Source organism: Xanthomonas arboricola pv. populi (assembly GCF_002939945.1).
GTDB classification, from domain to species: domain Bacteria; phylum Pseudomonadota; class Gammaproteobacteria; order Xanthomonadales; family Xanthomonadaceae; genus Xanthomonas; species Xanthomonas arboricola_A.
The window spans coordinates 234,452-255,638 of sequence record NZ_MDEB01000003.1 but is presented as its reverse complement, the minus strand read 5'-3'; the positions used below and the strand labels follow the sequence as shown (position 1 = coordinate 255,638).

13 protein-coding genes, 1 other RNA gene and 1 riboswitch are annotated in these 21,187 nt (G+C 65.9%); of the genes, 7 read left to right on the top strand and 7 right to left on the bottom strand.

What is annotated here, in order from left to right:
- Positions 1-56: 56 nt before the first annotated feature.
- Together XaplCFBP3123_RS10450 and XaplCFBP3123_RS10445 are read right to left on the bottom strand one after the other, a co-directional pair.
- On the bottom strand, positions 57-3,575 hold the full coding sequence (locus XaplCFBP3123_RS10450) for a hybrid sensor histidine kinase/response regulator (protein ID WP_253254186.1): 3,519 nt from the start codon (positions 3,573-3,575) through the stop codon (positions 57-59).
- A gap of 146 nt (positions 3,576-3,721) precedes the next feature.
- On the bottom strand, positions 3,722-7,279 hold the full coding sequence (locus XaplCFBP3123_RS10445) for a sensor histidine kinase (RefSeq protein WP_104533984.1): 3,558 nt from the start codon (positions 7,277-7,279) through the stop codon (positions 3,722-3,724).
- Positions 7,280-7,428: 149 nt separating this feature from the next.
- Between XaplCFBP3123_RS10445 and XaplCFBP3123_RS10440 the strand changes: the two genes are divergently transcribed.
- A non-coding RNA gene (locus XaplCFBP3123_RS10440) (sX9 sRNA) lies at positions 7,429-7,505 on the top strand.
- A gap of 4 nt (positions 7,506-7,509) precedes the next feature.
- On the opposite strand, the gene XaplCFBP3123_RS10435 is transcribed toward XaplCFBP3123_RS10440, so the two are convergent.
- Positions 7,510-11,085 (bottom strand): hybrid sensor histidine kinase/response regulator, encoded by a 3,576-nt coding sequence (locus XaplCFBP3123_RS10435; protein ID WP_104533983.1) that lies wholly within the window; start codon positions 11,083-11,085, stop codon positions 7,510-7,512.
- Between the two features lie 96 nt (positions 11,086-11,181).
- On the opposite strand from XaplCFBP3123_RS10435, the gene XaplCFBP3123_RS10430 reads away from it, so the two are divergent.
- Genes XaplCFBP3123_RS10430 through XaplCFBP3123_RS10420 form a run of 3 tightly spaced genes read left to right on the top strand, consistent with a single transcriptional unit; the run spans position 11,182 to position 12,984 of the window.
- A complete protein-coding gene (locus XaplCFBP3123_RS10430; RefSeq protein ID WP_104533982.1) occupies positions 11,182-11,838 on the top strand; it encodes a YceI family protein in 657 nt (218 codons plus the stop codon).
- Between the two features lie 2 nt (positions 11,839-11,840).
- Positions 11,841-12,404, top strand: coding sequence for a cytochrome b (locus XaplCFBP3123_RS10425; RefSeq protein WP_104533981.1), 564 nt, complete (start codon positions 11,841-11,843; stop codon positions 12,402-12,404).
- A 10-nt stretch (positions 12,405-12,414) separates the two neighbouring features.
- Complete coding sequence (locus tag XaplCFBP3123_RS10420) at positions 12,415-12,984, top strand: YceI family protein (RefSeq protein ID WP_104533980.1); 570 nt, start codon at positions 12,415-12,417, stop codon at positions 12,982-12,984.
- 619 nt (positions 12,985-13,603) lie between these two features.
- Here XaplCFBP3123_RS10420 and XaplCFBP3123_RS10415 read toward each other — a convergent pair.
- A complete protein-coding gene (locus tag XaplCFBP3123_RS10415) occupies positions 13,604-13,837 on the bottom strand; it encodes a glutaredoxin family protein (protein ID WP_104533979.1) in 234 nt (77 codons plus the stop codon).
- An 85-nt stretch (positions 13,838-13,922) separates the two neighbouring features.
- On the opposite strand from XaplCFBP3123_RS10415, the gene XaplCFBP3123_RS10410 reads away from it, so the two are divergent.
- Together XaplCFBP3123_RS10410 and XaplCFBP3123_RS10405 are read left to right on the top strand one after the other, a co-directional pair.
- Positions 13,923-15,305, top strand: coding sequence for an L-serine ammonia-lyase (locus XaplCFBP3123_RS10410; protein ID WP_104533978.1), 1,383 nt, complete (start codon positions 13,923-13,925; stop codon positions 15,303-15,305).
- 113 nt (positions 15,306-15,418) lie between these two features.
- Positions 15,419-16,414, top strand: a complete 996-nt coding sequence (locus tag XaplCFBP3123_RS10405; protein WP_104533977.1) for an alpha/beta fold hydrolase — start codon at positions 15,419-15,421, stop codon at positions 16,412-16,414.
- 200 nt (positions 16,415-16,614) lie between these two features.
- Here XaplCFBP3123_RS10405 and XaplCFBP3123_RS10400 read toward each other — a convergent pair whose 3' ends face one another.
- The 3 genes from XaplCFBP3123_RS10400 to metX are packed head-to-tail and all read right to left on the bottom strand — an operon-like array spanning position 16,615 to position 19,945.
- Positions 16,615-17,703 carry a homoserine dehydrogenase gene (locus XaplCFBP3123_RS10400; RefSeq protein WP_172453199.1) on the bottom strand — a complete coding sequence of 363 codons (1,089 nt, stop codon included), beginning with the start codon at positions 17,701-17,703 and terminating at the stop codon, positions 16,615-16,617.
- On the bottom strand, positions 17,700-18,917 hold the full coding sequence (locus tag XaplCFBP3123_RS10395) for an O-succinylhomoserine (thiol)-lyase (protein ID WP_104533976.1): 1,218 nt from the start codon (positions 18,915-18,917) through the stop codon (positions 17,700-17,702). Before XaplCFBP3123_RS10395 ends, XaplCFBP3123_RS10400 begins: the two co-directional genes overlap by 4 nt.
- Positions 18,914-19,945 (bottom strand): homoserine O-succinyltransferase MetX, encoded by a 1,032-nt coding sequence (gene metX, locus XaplCFBP3123_RS10390; RefSeq protein WP_104533975.1) that lies wholly within the window; start codon positions 19,943-19,945, stop codon positions 18,914-18,916. Before metX ends, XaplCFBP3123_RS10395 begins: the two co-directional genes overlap by 4 nt.
- A 72-nt stretch (positions 19,946-20,017) precedes the next feature.
- Positions 20,018-20,138, bottom strand: a riboswitch (SAM riboswitch).
- 128 nt (positions 20,139-20,266) lie between these two features.
- On the opposite strand from metX, the gene XaplCFBP3123_RS10385 reads away from it, so the two are divergent.
- Complete coding sequence (locus tag XaplCFBP3123_RS10385; protein WP_104533974.1) at positions 20,267-21,187, top strand: M23 family metallopeptidase; 921 nt, start codon at positions 20,267-20,269, stop codon at positions 21,185-21,187.

Here is a 21,187-nt window from a genome sequence, read left to right as displayed (position 1 = left end):
ATGCCTGGTCGACAGTGCGGGCGAATGGCGCGCGATCTTACCCGCGGCACACGGTTCTAGATCTCATCGCGCGGGCGTTCGCGTTGCAGTGCCTCGGCGATGGTGTCGGCCAGCATGTCGCCGGTCAGCGGCTTGCGCAGGAAACTGTCGAACCCGGCATCCTGCGCGGTGGGCTCGGCCTCTTCGTCCGAGCGTGCGGTCACCGCAATCAACGGCATGTCGTAACCGAACACGCGCAGCTGCCGCGCCAGGGCGAGGCCATCCAGCCCGGGAAGATCCAGATCCAGCAAGGCCACATCGAAGGTGTTGTCGGCCGCTTCGGTCAGCGCGGCCAGCCCGTGCGGTGCATGTACCACCGAGTGACCTTGCGAACGCAGCAGGCCAACGATGACCTCGGCGATCGTGGCATCGTCTTCCACCAGTAGAATGCGCTGCGGGGCGACCGCGCCCCCGGTGCGCGCCACCTCGCCGCCGAGCGTGGCGTTGGAGGCGACCCAGCGCAGCGGCAGATCGACCACGAAGCGCGTGCCGGCGCCCAGCCGGCTGATCACCTCGATATGCCCGCCCATCGCCATTGCCAGTTCCTGACAGATGGCCAGGCCCAGACCGCTGCCGCCGTAGCGCGAGGCGGTCTTGGCGCCGTCGCCTTGCTCGAAGCGCTGGAACAGGCGCGCTTTCTGATCGGCGTTGATGCCCGGCCCGGTATCGGCCACCTCGAAACGCAGCCCTTGATACGACCCCAGCGTGGTCAGCTTGAGCCCGACCACGCCGCGCTCGGTGAACTTGATCGCATTGCTGAGCAAATTGAGCAGGATCTGGCGGATGCGGGTGACATCGCCGCTGGCGGTGATGTCGCCAAGCAGCCCGACTTCCAGGCTGAAACGCAGTCCGCGCTCCTGCGCCAGCGGCGCCATCAGGCCTTCCACCTCGGCCACGAGCTGGCGTACCGAGAAGGGCTCCAGGTCCAGTTCCAGGCGCCCGGATTCGATCCGCGCCAGGTCCAGCGCATCGTTGACCAGGCGCAGCAGATGCGCGCCGGCACGGCGGATCGATTCGGTATAGCTGCGCTGTTTGTTGTCCAGCGAGGTCTTGAGCAACAGCTCGCTCATGCCCAGCACACCGGTCATCGGCGTACGCACTTCATGGCCGAGCGTGGCCAGAAAACGCGTCTTGGCCAACGACGCCTGCTCGGCCAGTTCCTGCTTGTGCACCGCCAGTTGCCAGGCATTCAAGCGCCGCAGGCGGCGGCGATACAACAGCACCGCTGCAGCGGTGACGCATAGCGCGAGCAGCCCCAAAACAGACAGTCCCCATGGCGCCAGCCACCAGGGCGGTAGCACCTGAAAACGTAGCGTCCGGCTGGCCGACCAGATCCCGTCGGCGGTGCGCCCCTGCACTTCCAGCGTGTAATGCCCTGCGGGCAGTCGCGAAAACAGCCGCTCGCCACTGGGTCCGACATCGATCCAGTCCGGGTCGTAGCCACTCAGGCGGAAGCGGTAACTGTTGGACTCCGAATCGGCCAGGCTGAGCAGGCGCGCGACGATGTGCAGATCGCGGTCGCCGTCCTGCATCGTGAGCGGCTCTTGTCCAGTGATATCCAGACCGCGCTCCCCGCGCCGCAGGCCCACGCGTTCGATAATCAACCGCGGCCTGCGTGTGCTGGGGCGCATCGTGGCCGGATCGAACACCACCACGCCGTCGGGCGATGCAGCCACGATCCGCCCGCTGCCGGCCTGCACCAGGGTATTGATCTGCAACTGCTGGTTGGGGAGCCCATCGTGCACCCCATACACACGTACCAGTCTGCTGCCGGGATCGATCCGGATCAGACCGCGCTGACTGGACACCCAGGCCACCCCACGCGCGTCGACCACAAGGCCGTTGGGCGCCACCAGCGGAAATTCCTGCTCTTTTCCGACCGTATCCAGGTGCTTGAGCCGCTTTCCGTCCCACAGATACCGCCGGATCTCGCCGGCCAATCCGGTCCAGACCACGCCCCCCTCTCCAAGCCGGAACAGATACGTCGGCAGGAACGGCGTACCGTCGACGGGGACAAAGCGGTCGGCTGCGGGGTCCCAGCGCCGCAGACCGGCGTTATTGCTCAGCCATATCTGACCATCCGGGCCAAGGCGTATGTCCAGGATGGTCAGCACCTCCAGTCCATGACTGCCATTGAGGATGGTCCGCAGCAGCTGGCCCTCCTGGTTGCGGATTTGCAGGCCGTATTCCAGCACCGTCACCCACAGTCGGCCCTGCGCGTCCTCCGCCATCCAGCCCGGTCGGTCCGCGGCACCGTCGGGATCGGGCTCGACATCCTCACGCAACTGCCAGCGTTTGGCTTGCCGGGTCTGCGGGTCATACCGGATCAATTTTCCTTCGACGCCGATCCATACCAACCCGCGCCGGCTTTCGAGCATGGAGTCGGGCGGACGGGCGTCGATGTTGGCCAGGTGCGTCTGCAGCTGGCCGGTCGCGGCATCGAGATATTCCAGCACATGCCGTGAGCCAGCCAGCCAGACTCCGCCCGCAGCCGAAGGCGCCGTCGCCAGCACGGACGGGTTGGTCAGCGATTGTGGATCACCGCCGGGGGGGGCCACTACCGCAAAGGTGTCCCAATGCGGAGGCAGGTGCCACAGGCCGCCTTCGAGCGCCGCAAACCAGAGCCCGCCCTCCCGATCTTCGTAGGCCGCAATCCAGTTGCGCCTGACCAGGCCGTGCGCCGACAGGCTGTAGACCGGTACGCTGCTGATCTCGGTTCCTGCGACAGACAGGCCCAGGCCGCTGTCAGTGTCCAGCCAATAGCGCCCGCTGCGATCATGCAGCAACACCCCCATGACCCGCCGCTTGCTCACGGCTTTCTGCCACGGCTGGGGCCGCGCCTGGCCGTCGGCGTCCACGCGAAACGCATCGCCGACCACATCCGATACCCATAACGTGTCGCCGCTGCGCTCCATGTGCAGCCGATTGACCGCCTGCGTTGTTCCAGGCAGCGCCACCCGCTGAAAACGCGCGCCGTCCCAGCGAGCCAGCCCGCCATGGGTCCCGATCCACAATGTCCCATCGGGCGCGACCGCGAACCCGATCACGCTGTCGGACGGCAGGCTGGTCGGGTCGCCGGGCACATTGGAAAATCGCTGCACGCTGCCGTCGGGACGCCGCCGATACAGCCCATGGGCAGCCGTGCCGAGCCAGACATCACCGTTCGTGGTGTGGGCCAGCGCCCAGACCGTGATTTCGCGCAGCTCCGGAAACTGCGGGCTCTCCAACCGCCTGAACGTGCGTGTCTTGGGCTCCAGAAAGCCGGCACCGCCGTTCTCGAAACCCATCCACACCCGATTGTCGCGATCGACGCAGATAGTCCAGATCGCGTTGCTGGTCAGCCCTTCTTCCATCCGCCAGATGCGGTAGTTGCGGCCATCGAATCTGGCCAAGCCGTCATCGCTGGCGATCCAGAGATAGCCCTGCTGGTCTTCGGCAAGCTCACTGACGGTGTCCGAGGGCAACCCGTCGGCAACCGTGACCTGGCTCGGCACCGGCGTGAGCAGCGCGCGCGTGGCCGCCAGCGCAGGTTGCATCGTGACGCACAGACACAGCGACGCTGCCGCGATCAACCAATAGGAAAGACACAAAAAAAGGCGCACTGGACAGGTTTCACGACAAGTCGCCGCATAGTGCGGGCCGCGCGCGGTGCGAGCAAGCCCGAGCGAGCTTGCCGCGTGGCTCATCCGTTTTCACTCCACGGGGATTCCTCCACCGTCTCCACCCGAGCCGCGCGTGCCTGCTGCGCAGCCGCGATCGCTTCGACCAACAGGTCGGCCGTGACCGGCTTGCGCAGAAATCCATCGAAGCCTGCGGCCTGCGCCTGTGTTTGGGCATCGCCGTCGGCGCGTGCGGTCACCGCCAGCAGCGGAAACGCGTGGCCGAGCTGACGCAGCTGCGATGCCAGGGCGAAACCGTCCAGACCGGGCAGATCCAGATCCAGCAGCGCGACATCGAAGCTGCCATCGACAGCCTCCGACAATGCAGCCAACCCGTGCGCGGCATGCACCACGCGATGACCGCGGCCGCTCAGCAGGCCGGCGATCACCTCGGCCACGGTCGGGTCGTCTTCCACCAGCAAGATGCGCAGGGACTCACCGGCAACCGCACGCACCTCGCCACCGCCAGGGCGCGTGCCGGAGCGGTCGATCGGCAACGGCAGATCCACGGTGAACTGGGTGCCGACGCCGATCCGGCTGCGCACCCGGATCTGGCCCTTCATCGCCACGGTCAGCTCCTGGCAGATGGCCAACCCCAGACCGCTGCCGCCATAGCGCGAACTGGTACGTGCGCCTTCGCCCTGCTCGAAGCGCTGAAACAGGCGTTTCTGCTGCTCCGGCCCGATCCCCGGCCCGGAATCGCGCACCTTGAAGCGCAGGAGTTCTGCATGCTGACTGACGGTCAGGGAGACCTCGCCGCGTTCGGAGAACTTGATCGCATTGCCGAGCAGGTTGATCAGGATCTGGCGTACCCGGGTGGCATCGCCCAGCACGACCAACGGCGCAGGCAGTTGATTGCGATAGTGGAAGCGCAATCCGCGCGCTTCGCTGATCGGATGCATGAAGTCTGCCAGCTCCTGGGTCAGTTGCCCCGGGTCGAACGGCTGCTGCACCAGTTCCAGTTTGCCGGCTTCGATACGTGCCAGATCCAGCGCGTCGTTGACCAACCGCAGCAGATGCGAGCCCGCTTTGCGGATCGCATCGACGTGACTGCGCTGTCTGGCATCCAGCGGTGTGGCCAGCAGGAGCTCGCTCATGCCGAGCACACCGGTCATCGGCGTGCGTACCTCATGCCCCAGCGTTGCCAGAAAATGCGACTTGGCGAGCGATGCCTGCTCGGCGAGTTGCTGCCGCTGTTGCGCCAGCACCCATTGCTGCTGCCGCCGCACGCGTCGCCGCCGTCCCCATACGCCCAGGCAGAACAACAGCGCGCACAGCGCTGCGGCGACCAGTTGCGCCGCGGTACTCAACCACCACGGTGGGCGCACTTCCAGCTGCAGCGTCGGCGCGACGACCCAGTCGCCATCGCCGGCCCGCGCCTGCACTTCGACGCGGTAGTCGCCCGGCGGCAAGCGCGAGATCACCCGCTCGCCGCTGGCGCCCTGCTCCACCCAACGTTCGTCGTAGCCATTGATACGGTACCGATAATGCGTAGAGGCCGGGTCGACGAACGACAGCAATCGCGCACTGATGCGCAGATCGCGGTCGCGCGCCTGCAGGACCACTGGCCGGTTGTGCGCGACCGGCTGCGAGCGCTCGGCATCGTTGCGCCGAACCTGCACCGATTCGATGACCAGCCGCGCCGATGGGGCCGGAGCGAACGGCCGCGCCGGATCGAACAGCACGATGCCGCTCGTAGTCAGCGCCAGCACCTGCCCATTGGGTCCGGTGACCGGCGGACGCATCGAAAATTCGCTGTCCGGCAGGCCATCGCGTTGGCCGAACATGCGCACCTGGGACTTGCCGCGCTTGTAGGCGAACAGGCCTCGCGAGGTCGTCGCCCACACCGTGTCTGTGCCGCCCAGGGCCAGGCCGCGTATTTCGGTAGACGGCAGACCGTGGTCGCGCCCGACCCGCTTCAGCAAGCGCGCCTGCCGGCCATCCCAGTGATAGCGCTCCAGCGCACCCGGGCGACCGACCCAGAACTCCTGCGGCGATATGAACGCCAGCGCGTAGACTTCGCGATTGGCATCGCCGATCACCTGCCGAAAGCGCTCGCCTTGCCAGACCCATAGCCCATCACCGGCTGCAACCCACGCCGAGCCATCGGGACGTATCAGCAGTTGCTGCACCATGCCTCCAACCTCACCGAAATCGGTGCCGAAGCGGAACGTCGACAGCACATGTCCATCTGCCGCACGCCGCTGCACGCCTCCTTGCACGATCGACAGCCAGAACTCGCCATCGATACCCGGCACCATCAGCTCCACACGGTGGATATCGGGCGTGCCGACATCCACAGGAAAGTCGCGGCGCGCGCCGGTGGCAGGCGTGTAGCGCGTGATGCCCTCGCGCATTGCGATCCATAGGCTGCCACGACCTGCCGGCAACACCGACTGCACGGTGCCACCGCCCAGCACATCGCTATGCACCACTGGCACCACCGTACCTTCTTCGCCGACCCGATACAGGCCCTCCCCGGTGGTCACTAAAAAATCATCACCATCAGCGGCGACGTTCACCAGATACAAACTCTCCAGAGATTTTCCCTGGGTTTCGAAAAATGTGGAGAACCGTTGCCAATCCGGCGGCAGATACGCCATGCCTTGCGAAATCATCCCGAGCCACAGACCGCCCTGGCGGTCCTGCATAACATCAAGAACGCCGCTATGAGCAGTAAGAAACCCACTACCACGATCGCCTTCCATGACCCGCAGTGCAGTTTCGCCAGGCGCAACTCGAAAAAAACCATCGGCCGCACCGATCCAGTAACCGCCGTGGGCATCGTGCACCACGGTGCCGGCACGCACGGTAGCTGACCCGGCCCAAGGTGCGGGCTCCAGCACACCTGCCGACGTTACGCGGAACAAACCCTTGCTGCTGCCCACCCACAGCGTTCCGTCAAAATCCTTGCTCAGCTTGATCACGGTCGTACTCAATTGCGTCGGAGCAATGCGCACGAAGCGCTCGCCGTCACGCATCACCAGACCACTGGCCGTGGCAATCCAGAGCCGACCACGCGCGTCGGTCGCCATGCTCAAAATGGTATCGCTGGGCAGACCGTCCGCTGCATTGGGTGTCGCATGAAACGAGGTGACTCGGCCGTTTTCTTCGCGTCGGCACAAGCCACCATCGCTGGTGCCTATCCAAATGGCGCCTTGCGCCTGCGCTAACGACCAGATCTGCCCCTCACAGGCCTCGTTGATCTCCGGAAACCGCGTGAAACCCTTGCGCTCTGCATCTAGCATGCCTACAGGCGAGCCGTTGGCGCCGATCCAGACCCGGTCACGATCATCGACAAACAGAGTCTCCACCTGATTACCAGGGAGCGAGCGCGGCTCGGCCGGATCGTGCCGCCAGACCTGCAAACCGATGCCGTCATAGCGTGCCAATCCGTCGCTGGTGGCTGCCCAGACATAACCCTGCCCATCCTGCGCCAAGGCCAGCACCATGCGCGAAGGCAAGCCTTCGGCCGGCCCGAACCGGCGCATGCGCGGGGTCTCGATCTGGTTCACCGCTGTTGCATCCGCGCCAAGCAGCAACAGCAAGAGTGCAAGCAACGACAGCAGCACGTTTTTCATGTTCATCCCTGTCCCTATCGCCACCTGCGCGGCCGCGCGCACTCCCTGGCGGGACTGCACTTTACCCGCTCCACAGCAACCGGCCTAAAAGCGGCCAACAAAACGATTGCGCCGCCGTCAGGCGGGCGCGGCCGGTGCTCGGAATCGGCCTGTATCAATCGTACACTCCGGTTCTGAGCGCGCCGTCCGTACCCACCTGACAACCGCTGCCTACGTTGTGTTAGCCGTTCCTAGTCGGCGGCCGGCGCATCGTGCGCAGCGGCGGCGGCGGCGGCGGCGTCCAGCACACGTGCCAGTGCCTGTGCCAGCAACTCGCCGGTGACCGGCTTGCGCAGGAAGCCATTGCAGCCGGCAGCCATCGCCTGCGGTTGGGCGTCGGCATCGGCACGGGCGGTGACCGCGACGATCGGAAAGCCCACGCCGCGCGCGCGCAACTGCGCCACCAACGCCGCACCGTCGATGCCCGGCAGGTCCAGATCGCACAGACCCGCGTCGAAGGTGCGGGTACTCACCTCGGCCAACGCCGCCAGACCATGCAGGACATGGGTGACCTGATGACCACGCGTCTGCAACAGGCCAACGATCACTTGCGCCACGGTCGGGTCGTCTTCGACCAGCAGCAACTGCAATGGCGCCTGTGCCTGCGGCGAGCTTGCGCGTGCAGGTGCAGGTATCGCGGGGAGCGCACTCACCCAGCGCAGCGGCAGTTCGACCACAAAACATGCTCCTTGCCCCAGTTCGCTGCTGACCGTCACCGCACCGCCCATCGCCGCTGCCAGTTCGCGGCAGATCGCCAGGCCCAGGCCGCTGCCGCCATGCCGGGCAAGCGTCACAGCGCCTTCGGCCTGCTCGAAGCGCTGGAACAGGCGCCCGCGTTGTTCTGCACTCATGCCCGGGCCGGTATCGCACACTTCGATCCGGATCCCTTGCTTATGGCTTTGCGGCACCACCGCCACACGCAGGCTGACGCTGCCACGCTCGGTGAACTTGACCGCGTTGAACAACAGGTTGAGCAGGATCTGTTGCACCCGGCTGGCATCGCCGTGCAATGCCGGCGGCAGCGCGTCATCCAGCTCGCACGCGAAGGCCAACTGCTTCTGCGCGGCGCTCGGGCGCACCAGCTCGGCCACCTGGCTGATCAGTTGACGCAGATCGAAGTCGCGATAATCCCACGGCAGCTTGCCCGCCTCGATCCGCGCCAGATCCAACGCATCGTTGACCAGCCGCAGCAAATGCTTGCCTGCCGACTGGATCGCGCCGGCATAGCCCTGCTGACGTCCATCCAACGGCGTCTGCAGCAACAACTCGCTCATGCCCAGCACACCGGTCATCGGCGTCCGCACCTCATGCCCGAGGGTCGCCAGAAAGCGCGTCTTGGCCAACGATGCCTGTTCGGCCAGCTCGCGCTTGTGCTGGGCCAGCTGCCATTGCGCGCGCATGCGCACACGGCGGCGATAGGCGGCGGCGAGGAATGTGCTCAGCAGCAATACAAGCAGGCAAATGAGCGCGATGCCTGCGTCACTGCGCCACCATGGTGGATTGACCGAGAACCGCAGCGAGCGCATCTGTGAGCGATTACCCAGCGGATCTACTCCCTGCAGCGCGAGCTCGTAGCTACCGGCAGGCAAGCTGGCGAATTCCCGGATTCCCGCGTTGCCCGAGGTCTGCCATTCGGTGTCGAAGCCTTTCAAGAAAGTGCGATAACGATTGGAAAGCGGATCGCTGTACGACAGCAGGCGGCTGACGATCTGCAACTGCCGATCACTAGGACCCAGCTGAAACGGGCGATCCATTGGCAACGCGATGCGTGCGCCATTGCGCAGCACGCTGACATGCTCCAGCTGCAATGCCGGAACAAACGGTGCGACATCGGGCATCGCTGTATCCAGCAGCACGGTAGAGCCATCGCTGGTCGCCCCGATCAAGGTATCGCCCGCCATCAGCAGACAATGCTGAATGAACTCCTGACTGGTCAGTCCATCGCGCGTGCCGATATTGCGCAGCCGTGCCGGCGTCACCGAAGGGTCGATCCGCCACAGCCCGCGCAAGCTGGAAATCCAGACCCTGCCACGCGAGTCGATCCGCATGGCGGACGCGTCGAACCCGGTCAGGCCGTCGGCCTGGCCCACCTGGCGCACGCGCATCCAACCTGCTGCGGTTTTTTTCCATTGCTCTGCACCGCTGGCTCGATACACCCACACCATCTCCGGCGATTGGCTGGCAAACGCCTGGATCTGTGTCCCTTCCAGCCCTGCAACCGGCACGAACTGGTGTGACGCTTCGTCCCAGGCAAACATGCCGCCTTCGCCTGCAACCCAGACACGTCCGTCCGGACCTTGTTCCAGCTGCTGTACGGCGATATCGCGCAGGCCGTGCAAGTCTTGCTGCGTGATGCGCTGCAAGACACGCCCGCTACGCAAATCGCGCTGCTGCAGCATGTCGATGAAGGCCATCCACACCGTATCGCCATGCTCGATGATCCAGTCAGGCGCCGATAGCGCCGACGCCGGTTCAGGGCCATCGGACGGCCAGTGGATGAATTCGCCGGTACGCAGATCCATGCGAGAAAGGCCAAAGCTCAAATTGCCCAGCCAGACACGTTGCAGGCGATCTTCCAGCGCCGACACCAATTCCATGTCCTTGAGATGCGACGACTGCAACCCTGTCCGAAACGTGTCGCCAGTGCTTGGATCGACACGCAACAAGCGACCTTCCGCATCCACTTGCCACAAGCCACCGGAACGTGTGGCAGGGGCCAGGTTGCAATAGATGGCATCGCCCGTCGGCACGGCGGGTTTGAGCACCGCAGTGCGCTTCCAGTCTGCCGGCAAATACCCAAGGCCGGTGCCGTGCATCGGAACCCATAGCCCTCCATCAGCCGCTCCGAGCAGGCCGATGACATTACGGCGTGACAATGGCCCCTCTCCGCTGAAGGCGGGGACCGGTGGACGCTCGCCGCGGGTACGCCACAGACCGCGTCCGCTTCCCAGCCAGAATTCGCCGTCCGGGGCAGCCACTGCACCCCAGAATTCGTTGCCGGTGCCGAACATCGTCCCCCAGGGCAGCGGCCGCCATCGATCGCCGGGGCCCATGACGTGCAACCCCGACTCACTACCCAGCCACAGACGGTTCCCCGCCCATTGCAGACCGAAGATGGCAGACTGACGGTTCGGTTCGTCCGGGACATAGACGCGGTGCAGACGTTTTCCGTCGTAGTACGCCAGTCCACTGCTGGTTCCGATCCACAGCCGCTGCCGGTTGTCCGCCGCAAGATTCATGACCATGGCCTGGTCAAGGTCGCCATCGACCGCACCCAGATCCACCGACGACATCGCCCCGGACGTATCGATACGAATCAGCGCACCGGTCGTGGTTCCGGCCCAGATAGCGCCGTCGAACGCAGCGATGCTGTAGATCTCGCCATCTTTCATCGCCGGGTGGTCAACCGTGCGGTAGTGCCGAAAGTGGCTTCGTCCCGCATCCATGACGCTCAGCGTCTTGCCGCAGCCGATCCAGATCCTGTCTAGGGCATCGATGTGCAGCGCCTGGATCGCGTTGCAGGGCAACGATGCCGGGTCGGAAGGATCGTGTCGCCAGGTCCTGAATCCTGCGCCGTCGTACCGCACCAAACCATCCAGGGTGCCAAGCCACAGATAGCCGGCACGATCCTGGTGGATCGCAACCACCATGGTCGATGGGAGTCCGTCGCTGGGACCTACGATCCGGAAACGGGGAATCTCCGGAATCTTCGCCGCACAGGGCAGTGCGCCCAGCAGCAAGACCAGCAAAACAGCAAGCGCACGCATGTGGGCATCCTTTCCACGTCCAGCCCGCATGCTCGCAACGGATCGTTGCGAGCGCAAGCCGAGCGCGCTGCAGCGGGATATGTCTAGAATCCACCCATGACAACCCTCGCCCGCCTGTTGCTGCTTCCCGCCCTGTTCGCGACCAGTCTCGCCGCAACCGCCGCGCCGGTGCGTTATGCGCTGGATCCGGTGCACACGCGGGTGCTGTTCGCGGTCGAACATGCCGGCTTTTCCAAGGCATTGGGCACCGTTTCCGGAACCAGCGGCACGCTGGTGTTCGACCCGGACGACTGGGCCTCGGCACGGCTGGACGTCACCGTGCCGCTGCAGCGCGCCGACCTGGGCGATGCCAAGTGGAACGAGGCCACCCTGGCACGCAACCTACTCGACGCCGAGCGGTTTCCCGACGCGCATTTCGTCTCCACGCAGGTGGAAGCCAGCGGGCAGAACCACGCCAGGGTCACCGGCAATCTGACCCTGCACGGGGTCACCCGCCCGGTCACCCTGGATGTCACCCTCAATGCGCTCAAGCGCCATCCGCTGCCGCCGTTCCGCCGCACCGCCGGGTTCTCGGCCACTGCAACGCTGAGCCGTGCGGAGTTCGGCATCGACGCGTGGAAATCGATGATCGGCGATACGGTGGAACTGCGCATCGAAGCCGAAGCCGTGCGCGAAGGCCGCGCCGACGACGACGCGCCGCAACCGCAAAGCGCACCCGCCGCCCCTGACACTGCCACCAGCCCGGAATCCTGAGCATGACCCTGAAGAACGTCGAACGGTGGGGCGGTGTCAGCCAGACCCTGCACTGGCTGATCGCACTGCTGATCCTGGTGCTGGGCATCGTCGGCCTGACCATGGGCGAATTGCCCAAGACGCCGAAATACTTCTGGGTCTACACCGCGCATAAATCGGTGGGCCTGACCGTATTGGCACTGGTGATCGTGCGGCTGGGCTGGCGCGTCTACGCGGGCGCGCCGCCGCCGGTGGCCGGCACCCCGCGCTGGCAGGAACGCATCGCCGGGCTGACCCACTGGCTGCTGTACGCGATGATCTTCGCAATGCCGCTGTCGGGCTGGTTGTACGACTCCACCAGCGGACTGCGCCCGTTCCGCTGGTTTGGCCTGTTTGCCGTCCCCAAGCTCAGCCCGCCGGACGAACAATTGCGCGCGATTGCGCACTTCATCCACGAGTGGGGCTTCTGGTTGTTGATTGCGGTGGTGCTGGCGCATGCCGGCGCTGCGCTCTACCACCACCTGTTCCAGCGTGACGCCACCCTGGTGCGGATGTTGCCGCGCGGTTGGCTCTCTTCCAAACCCTAAAGGATTCCCCATGTCGTCCAGGTTGTTCGCCTCTCCCCTGCTGGTCGCCGCCTCCCTGGTGGCCACGTTCGCTGCCGCCCCGGTCCTCGCTGCCGACTACGTGCAGGCGCCCGGCTCGTCGCTGGTGTTTGCCAGCAAGTACGACGGCGAAGTGTTTACCGGCAAGTTCCCGGGTTTCAACACCACGCTGAGTTTCGACCCGGCCAATCTTGCCGGCGCCAAGCTCGATGTGCGCATTCCGCTGGCCAGCGCCATCAGCGGCAACAACGATCGTGATTCGACCCTGCAGGGGCCGGACTTCTTCAACGTCGCCAAGTTCGCCACCGCGCGCTACCGCGCCGACAAGTTCCGCGCACTCGGCGGCAATCAGTACGCTGCCGACGGCACGCTGGAACTGCGCGGCGTCAGCAAGCCGGTCACGCTGACCTTCACCTGGACCCCGGGCGCGCAGCCGGTGCTGGCCGGCAAGGCGACGGTCAAGCGCCTGGACTTCGGCGTGGGCGGCGGCGACTGGGCCGATACCAAGACCATCCCCAACGAAACCGCGATCAGCACCAGGGTCGTGCTCAAGGCGAAGTAACGCCACCGGCCGCAACCGGATGCGGCCATTGGGCGGCGGACTACCTCGTCGGGTCCGCCGTCTTTTTATGCCTGGGGACCGGATGACACCGCGCGACAGCTAGACTCGGCATCCATCCCGGGTACGGCTGACAGCTTGAACGGGCGGCCGACAAAATGAGTTCGTTGGCCCCATCTTGTTAGATGCAGTCAAAAGCCAAGGTCAAACGCTGAGTCGGTCGAGGGTGCGGCGCCCTCACCGCTCGCGGGACACGCCGTGAACCCGTCCATGGGGCTCGGTGGCGGCATCCATGCCGCCACACGGTCCCGCAACCGGCGAAGACACCGCACCAGAAAATTTGCCGATTGCTCTGTTGAAAGCCATGCAGACCGACCATCTCGACTGGTCCTTGCCCGCCCACCGTCGCGGGACCTTACGCGGCATGGATGCCGCGTAAGCGCTTACAAGGACGTACTTGCAGCGTGTCCCGCGACGGTGGGCGGGCAAGGGCCCTGCAGCCCAGTGGCAGATCGCCCTGCAGCGAAGGCCCAGATCATCCGCTCTGCACCAGGCCGGCGCGACGTCGTTTTCAGCCGCTCAGAATCCACATCTGGCGCGTGCCGAGTGCGCGCACGCCACATCATCGCGTGCCGGCATCCAACCACTCGCGCAAACGCCGGCTGTCGAACGGCCAGTCCAACTCGCGCCCATCCGCATCGCGCAACACCGGCACACGCTCACCGTAAGCGGACTCAAGCGCCGCATCGCCATCGATGAAGACGCTGCTGAACTCGCCAGCGCGTGACTGCGCCAACACTTCCACGGCCTGGTCGCACAGGTGGCAGTCGTCGCGCTGGTACAGGATCAAGGCCATCGGGAGGTCTCATGCTGCGCTGCAGCCGTGCCGCAATCGCCGACCGACTAGAATAGCCGCCTTTACGCTCACCTCTCCGGCAAGCATGGCTGTCAGCACGTTCGACCTGTTCAAGATCGGCATCGGTCCGAGTTCCTCCCACACCGTGGGGCCGATGCGCGCGGCCGAGCGCTTCGTGCATCGCTGGCTGCTCGACGCCGGCCGCCTGCAGGATGTGGTGCGCATCCGCGCCGAAGTCTTCGGCTCGCTGGCCCTGACCGGCCGCGGCCATGGCACCGACAAGGCCGTGCTGCTCGGCCTGGAAGGCCACCGCCCCAACCTGATCGACCCGGACATCATCCCGGCCACGCTGGAGCGCATCCGCGCCAGCAAGCGCATCAGCCTGATGGGCCAGCACGCCATCGCCTTCGACGAAAAGCGCGACCTGCCGATGAACAAGCGGCAGAAGCTGCCGTATCACACCAACGGCATGCGCTTCACCGCGTACGACGCCGATGAGGCGGTGATCGCCACGCGCGATTACTACTCGGTCGGTGGCGGCTTCGTGGTCAACCAGGACGATGCCGCCGACGACCGCATCGTGGCCGACGAAACGCCGCTGCCTTACCCTTTCCTCAGTGGCGACGAACTGCTCGCGCAATGCGCGCGCAGCGGCCTGAGCATTGCCGCGTTGATGTTCGAAAACGAAAAGAGCTGGCGCAGCGAAGACGAGATCCGCGCCGGCCTGCGCGAGCTGTGGGCGGCAATGCAGTCCTGCGTGGCGCGCGGCATCCGCCAGGAAGGCACGCTGCCGGGGGGCCTGAACGTCTCGCGGCGCGCACCGGCGTTGTACCGCGAACTGTCGTCCAAACCGGAAGCGGCAATGCGCGATCCGCTGACCACGCTGGACTGGGTCAACCTGTACGCACTCGCCGTCAACGAAGAAAACGCAGCCGGCGGCCGTGTGGTCACCGCGCCCACCAACGGCGCGGCCGGCATCATCCCGGCGGTGCTGCATTACTTCGACCGCTTCTGCCCCGGCGCGTCCGAGCAGCGCATCTTCGACTTCCTGCTCACCGCTGCGGCCATCGGCATCCTCTACAAGGAGAACGCCTCCATTTCCGGCGCCGAGGTCGGCTGCCAGGGCGAAGTGGGCGTGGCCTGCTCGATGGCGGCCGGTGGCCTGGTCGCCGCGCTGGGCGGCAACGCGGGGCAGATCGAAAACGCCGCCGAAATCGGCATGGAACACAATCTGGGCCTGACCTGCGACCCGATCGGCGGCCTGGTGCAGATCCCGTGCATCGAACGCAACGCAATGGGCGCGGTGAAGGCGATCAATGCCAGCCGCATGGCCATGCGCGGCGACGGCAAGCACAAGGTGTCGCTGGACAAGGTCATCAAGACCATGCGCGACACCGGCCGCGACATGCAGGACAAGTACAAGGAAACCAGCCGCGGCGGCCTGGCGGTGAACGTCATCGAATGCTGAGCCGGGCGCGGCCGCGGGCCGCGCCATGCATGTCCACCCGGCGCAGCGACGCTGTACGTCCCCACCACATGCGGCCGTGTACCGTCTTATGCTGGATTCCGACGGAGATCGCGATGCGACAGCTTGTCTGCACTCTCGCCCTGGCCATTGCCTGCGGCCCCTTGATGGCACAGGAAACCAGCTACGGCCCGCGCCTGGAAGGCTTCGACTACCCCTATCCGGTCAAGACCTTTGCGTTCACCTCGCAACGGCAGCCGCTGGAAATGGCGTACCTGGATGTCGCGCCCACCGGCAAGCCCAACGGGCGTACCGCCGTGCTGCTGCACGGCAAGAACTTCTGCGCCGCCACCTGGGAGCAGACCATTGCCGCGTTGAGCACCGCCGGCTACCGCGTCATCGCGCCGGACCAGGTGGGCTTCTGCAAATCCAGCAAACCGGCCACCTATCAGTTTTCCTTCGCCCAGCTGGCCGACAACACGCAGGCACTGCTGAAGAAGCTGGGCATTGAGCGTGCCGTGGTGGTCGGTCATTCGATGGGCGGCATGCTTGCCATCCGCTATGCGCTGATGTATCCGCAGGCCACCGAGCAGTTGGCATTGGTCGACCCGATCGGCCTGGAAGACTGGAAGGCCGAAGGCATTCCGTGGCGTAGTGTCGATGCCTGGTACGACAACGAGCTGAAAATCAGCTTCGAGCGCATCAAGAAGTATCAGATGGAGGTCTACTACGCCGGCCAATGGAAGCCCGAGTTCGAACGCTGGGCGCGCATGCAGGCCGGCATGTCGCTGGGCAACGGCAGGCAGGCCGTCGCCTGGAACCAGGCGCTGACCTACGACATGGTGTTCAACCAACCGGTGGTCTATGAACTGCCCAAGCTCGCCGTGCCGACCACGTTGTTCATCGGCCTCAAGGACCGCACCGCGATCGGCAAGGACACCGCGCCGCCCGAGGTCAAGGCACGGGTCGGCGATTACACCAGGCTGGGCAAGCGCGCAGCCGAGGCGATCCCGAACGCGACGCTCGTCGAATTCGCCGAGCTCGGACATTCGCCGCAGGTGCAGGACCCGACGCGTTTCAATGCCGCGTTATTGAAGGCGATTGCGCAGTGAACAGTGCCGGCGGCAATGCGATTGGCATGACCAGCACGTCTCCGAAAGCTGCAGCTCGCGCACAGGCGGGCTGCAGCTGGATGCGTTTGCAACGTGCAGAACGGACGGCAGGTCATCCGTGCAGTCGATGAGGTAATCGACTGCACGCGCACCGGCAGCCGCGCTCAAGCAGAGCCGGCGCCTCTCCACTTCTCGAGCGGTTACCCAGCCACAATCCGCAACACATCATCCAGCAAGGCCGCCGCGGTCACCTCGGCACCCGCGCCCGGTCCCTGGATCAGCAACGGCTGCTCGCGATAGCGATCGCTGCTGATGGCGACGCGGTTATCGGTGCCGGCACCACCTGCCAGCGGGTGATCCAGCGCCAACTCGCGCAAGCCGACGCTGGCACCATGCGCATCCACACGGCCCACAAAGCGCAGGCAACGTCCTGCGCCGCGCGCCTGCTGCCAACGCGCACCGACCACGGCATCCAGCGCGTCCAGCTGCGCATCCAAGGCATCAAGCGGCACCCGCGCAATGCGCGTGGGCACCAGCGATTCCACATGCACCTGTTCGGCTTCCAGCTGCCAACCCGCCGCGCGCGCCAGGATCAGCAACTTGCGCCGCACGTCCTCGCCCGACAGATCGATGCGCGGATCCGGCTCGGTATAGCCGGCCGCCATCGCCTCACGCACGCAATCGGAAAACGCGCCATTGCCGTCGTAGCGATGGAACAGCCAGGCCAGCGACCCGGACAACACGCCTTCGATCGAATGGATATGGTCGCCGCCCACCACCAGCGCGCGCACGCTGCTCAACACCGGCAAGCCCGCTCCGACGGTGGCGCTATCGCCGTAGTGCGCACCGCTGGCGTGACGCGCTGCGTGCAAGGCCTGCGCCCGCGACAACGCGGTGCCCTGTCCCAGCTTGTTGGCAGTGACCACGTGCACGCCGCGCAGCAGCCATTCCACATGCCAATCGGCAACGACATCGCTGGCGGTCGCATCCACCAGCACATCGCCGGCACGCAAGGCGGTGGTCTCCGCCCAGGGCTGCAGCACGGCCTGACCACGCGGCGCGGCGTTGGCCTGTTGCAAGGCCTGGGCGGCGCTGGTGCCGCAATCGTGGGCAATCCGCGAATTGGCCAGCCAGTCGAAGCGCGGCAACTGCAGCTGGCGCTCCTGCAGCGCGGTGTAGCGCGCCACGAACGCGCGCCCCACCGTCCCGGTGCCCAGCAAGGCCAGCCGTGGTGTCGGCGTCACCGCTGCCACCGAAGCACGACGCGAAACAGGCAGCACGGTGCTCACGCGTCGACCTGTTTGCGGCTTGCGGTGCTCAGCGTCGCTTCGGCACGCGCCAGGCCGGCGCGCAGGTCGATCAACAGATCCTCGGCCGATTCGATACCGATCGACAAGCGCAGCAGGCCATCGGAAATACCGGCGGCAGCGCGTGCTTCGGCGGTCATCGCCGCATGCGTCATCGAGGCCGGATGCGCGATCAGGCTTTCCACACCGCCCAGCGACTCGGCCAGGGTGAAATAACGCAGGCCATCGACAAACGCGCGCACCGCGGCTTCGCCACCATCGAGCTCGAAACTCATCATCGCGCCGAAGCCCTTCTGCTGGCGCGCGGCCAATGCATGACCCGGATGCGCAGCCAAGCCGGGGAAATACACCTGATTGACCACCGCATGTCCGTCCAGCAGCTCGGCGATCGCGTCGGCGTTTTCCTGATGCACGCGCAGACGCGCATCCAGCGTACGCAGACCGCGCAAGGTGAGGAAGGCATCGAACGGCGAACCGGTCAGGCCCAGCGCATTGGCCCACCACACCAGCTGCTGGTGCAGCTCGGCATCGCGCGCGACCACCGCACCGCCCACCACGTCGCTGTGGCCGTTGATGTACTTGGTGGTGGAATGCAACACCAGATCCGCACCGAACTCCAACGGCTTCTGCAATGCCGGCGACAGGAAGGTGTTGTCCACCACCGTCAGCGCGCCCACCTTCTTCGCCGCTTCGATGACGAAGCGCAGATCGGTGATGCGCAACAACGGGTTGGACGGGGTTTCGATCAGCACCAGCTTGGGCGACTGCGCCAGCGCATCGGCAAGCGAACGTGGGTCGGTGAGGTCGGCCGTGATCAACGCGAAGTGGCCCTTCTTGGCCAGCGCATTGAACAGGCGCCAGCTGCCGCCGTAGGCATCGTGCGGCACCACAAGGGTATCGCCAGGCTGCAGCAGCGCATTGAGCACCAGGTTGATCGCGCCCATGCCGGTGGAGGTGACCACCCCGCCGGCGCCGCCTTCCAGCTCGGCCAACGCTTCGCCGAGCAGATCGCGGGTCGGGTTGCCGCTGCGGGTGTAATCGTACTGGCGCTTGTTGCCGAAACCATCGAAGGAAAAGTTCGACGACAGCACGATCGGCGGCGTCACCGCACCGTAGGCGGTGTCGCGATCGATGCCGGCGCGGACAGCGGCGGTAGCAGCGGTACAGGGGGCGTCGGTGGGGTCACGAAAGCTCATGCGGTTTCTCCGGTGAGGCGAAGGGCAGTGGCGAGGATCGCGTCGATGCGATCGATTTCTTTCAGGAAGGCGTCGTGGCCATACGGCGAGCGCAGCACGCGCAGGCTGCCGCGCGGCCCCAACCCTTCGACCAGGCCGACCAGGTCGGCCAGCGGCACCAGGCGGTCGCCTTCCACCGCAACGACGACGGTGGGCACGCGCACCTGCGCCGGGTCGATGCGATGCAGGTCGATGGATTCGGACAGCCGCAAGTAGGCGTTCACCGGTGTGCGCGCGACGTACTGCGCGCCGGCGGCATCCAGGTAGTCTTCGGCCGCCACGCGCACGCGGCCATTGATCACTTCCGGCGGCGCGTCGAAGCGCTCGCTGAATTCTTCCGGGGTACGGTAGCTGAGCATGGCGAACTGCCGTGCCAGCGCCAGCCCATGATTTTCGGCGCATTGCAGCTGACCCAGCGCCACCGCGCGACGCTGCAGTGCACGCCAGGCAGCGGCATAGGGATGGGCGCGATGCGCGCCACTGACCGCGACCAAGGTGCCGACGCGGGCTGCATGACGGGTCGCGAATTGCAAGCCGACCAGCGCGCCGTACGAGTAGCCGACAAAGCCATGCAAACGCGCGATACCCAGCGCATCCAGCAATGCGGCGATCGCATCGGCCTGATCGGCGGTATCGATCGGCGCATCCAGCGTGCCGTCCGCACCTAGAAAATCGAATGCCAACAGACGACGCGATGCCGGATCCAGCGCGCGGCCGGCGCCAACCAGGCCATCCACCCAGCCCTTCTCGGGGAACAGGCCGCTGGGGGCCAGATGGCGATGCGCGGAAATCCCGCCGGCCACGAACACCACCGGCGCATGGGCGGCGCCGACCAGCTCATAGCGCAGCCGTAGCTCGCGCATGCCGGCATGGCGCATCGGCAAGGCAATGACACGCTCGCCGCGCACGGCAAGCAAGCCGTCATCGGTAGCGGCGGGTGTATCGGCGTAATCGGTCGGTGACGGCGATGCTGTATTCACGAGACTCATGGCGATATCCGGGGGTGGATCGGCCATCGAGCTTCGCGGGAGCTCGCGTTCGACGTGCGCAAGGCACGATTCGAACCATCTTTCGGCGGACGCGGTGGTCCCCGCAGGATTTGGCACCAAACGCGGGCGCTTGCGCGCTCCGCTGGCTGCCCCGGCATCAAAGGGCCTGTCCCTCCGCCGGTCTCGATGGTGAGGCTAAGATGCCACCGCTTTTTTGCGATGTCAATCTCTTCATGCGGATGGAAAGATATATTTTCATCCGATACCACTCTCGCCTGTGATGGACCGCATACTTGAGGCCCCTGTGTTCGAGCTGATCGCGTGCGCCACCACGTGTCTCGCAGCGCCCCGACCGCCCTCGCCTGGTCTTTCATCATTGCGGCCCTGGCGTGCGTAGCGCCCGCCAACGCGCAGCAACGCTGGCATTGGCCCGGTGCCGCAAACACGATTGCGAGCTCGCCAGCAGTCGCAGCTGCGCAGACTGCGACCGCATCGCCCGGCGCCGGCCCGTCACTGCAGCTGGAATGGCAGGCCCCGGCTTATCTGGCCTGGGTGAACAACCCACTGTCCGGACCTGCACAGGTGCAGCTGAACGCACCGCCCAGCGAGGATTACCGCGCCGTGCCGCAGTTGCCGCTGACGGTGCAACTGGCTGCGCACGAGCGCCGCCTGCTCGCCCGGCTGTATCCGGCCAGCAACCGGCGCAGCCTGGGTGGGCTTGGACTCAAACTCGACGTGGTACCCGGCGATCCGCAGGCCCACCCGCAGCAGCAGGTGCGCTACCAGCTCCCGTTTCGCGATGCACCGATCCAAGTCGACCAGGGCTTTGGTGGGGCCTTCAGCCATACCGATGCGCCCAACTGGCACGCGGTAGACTTCGCGCTGCCGCAGGGCACGCCGGTGCTGGCAGCGCGCGAGGGCGTGGTGATGGAGGTGCGGCAAGATGTCATCGAAGGCGGCCGGCAGGACCAGGCAGCTGGAGGCGGCAACCTGGTGCGGGTGCTGCACGCCGACGGCAGCATGGCCATCTATGCCCACCTGGCGCCCGATGGCGTGGCGGTGCGCCCGGGCCAGGTGGTGCGCACCGGCGAGCGCCTGGGTGCCTCGGGCAGTACCGGCTTCAGCACGGCCCCGCACCTGCATTTCGCGCTCCAGCGCAATGCGGACATGCGGCTGATCTCGCTGCCGTTCCGGATGCTGGGCCCGCAAGGCGAGTTGCAGTTTCCCTCGCCGGCACCGTGA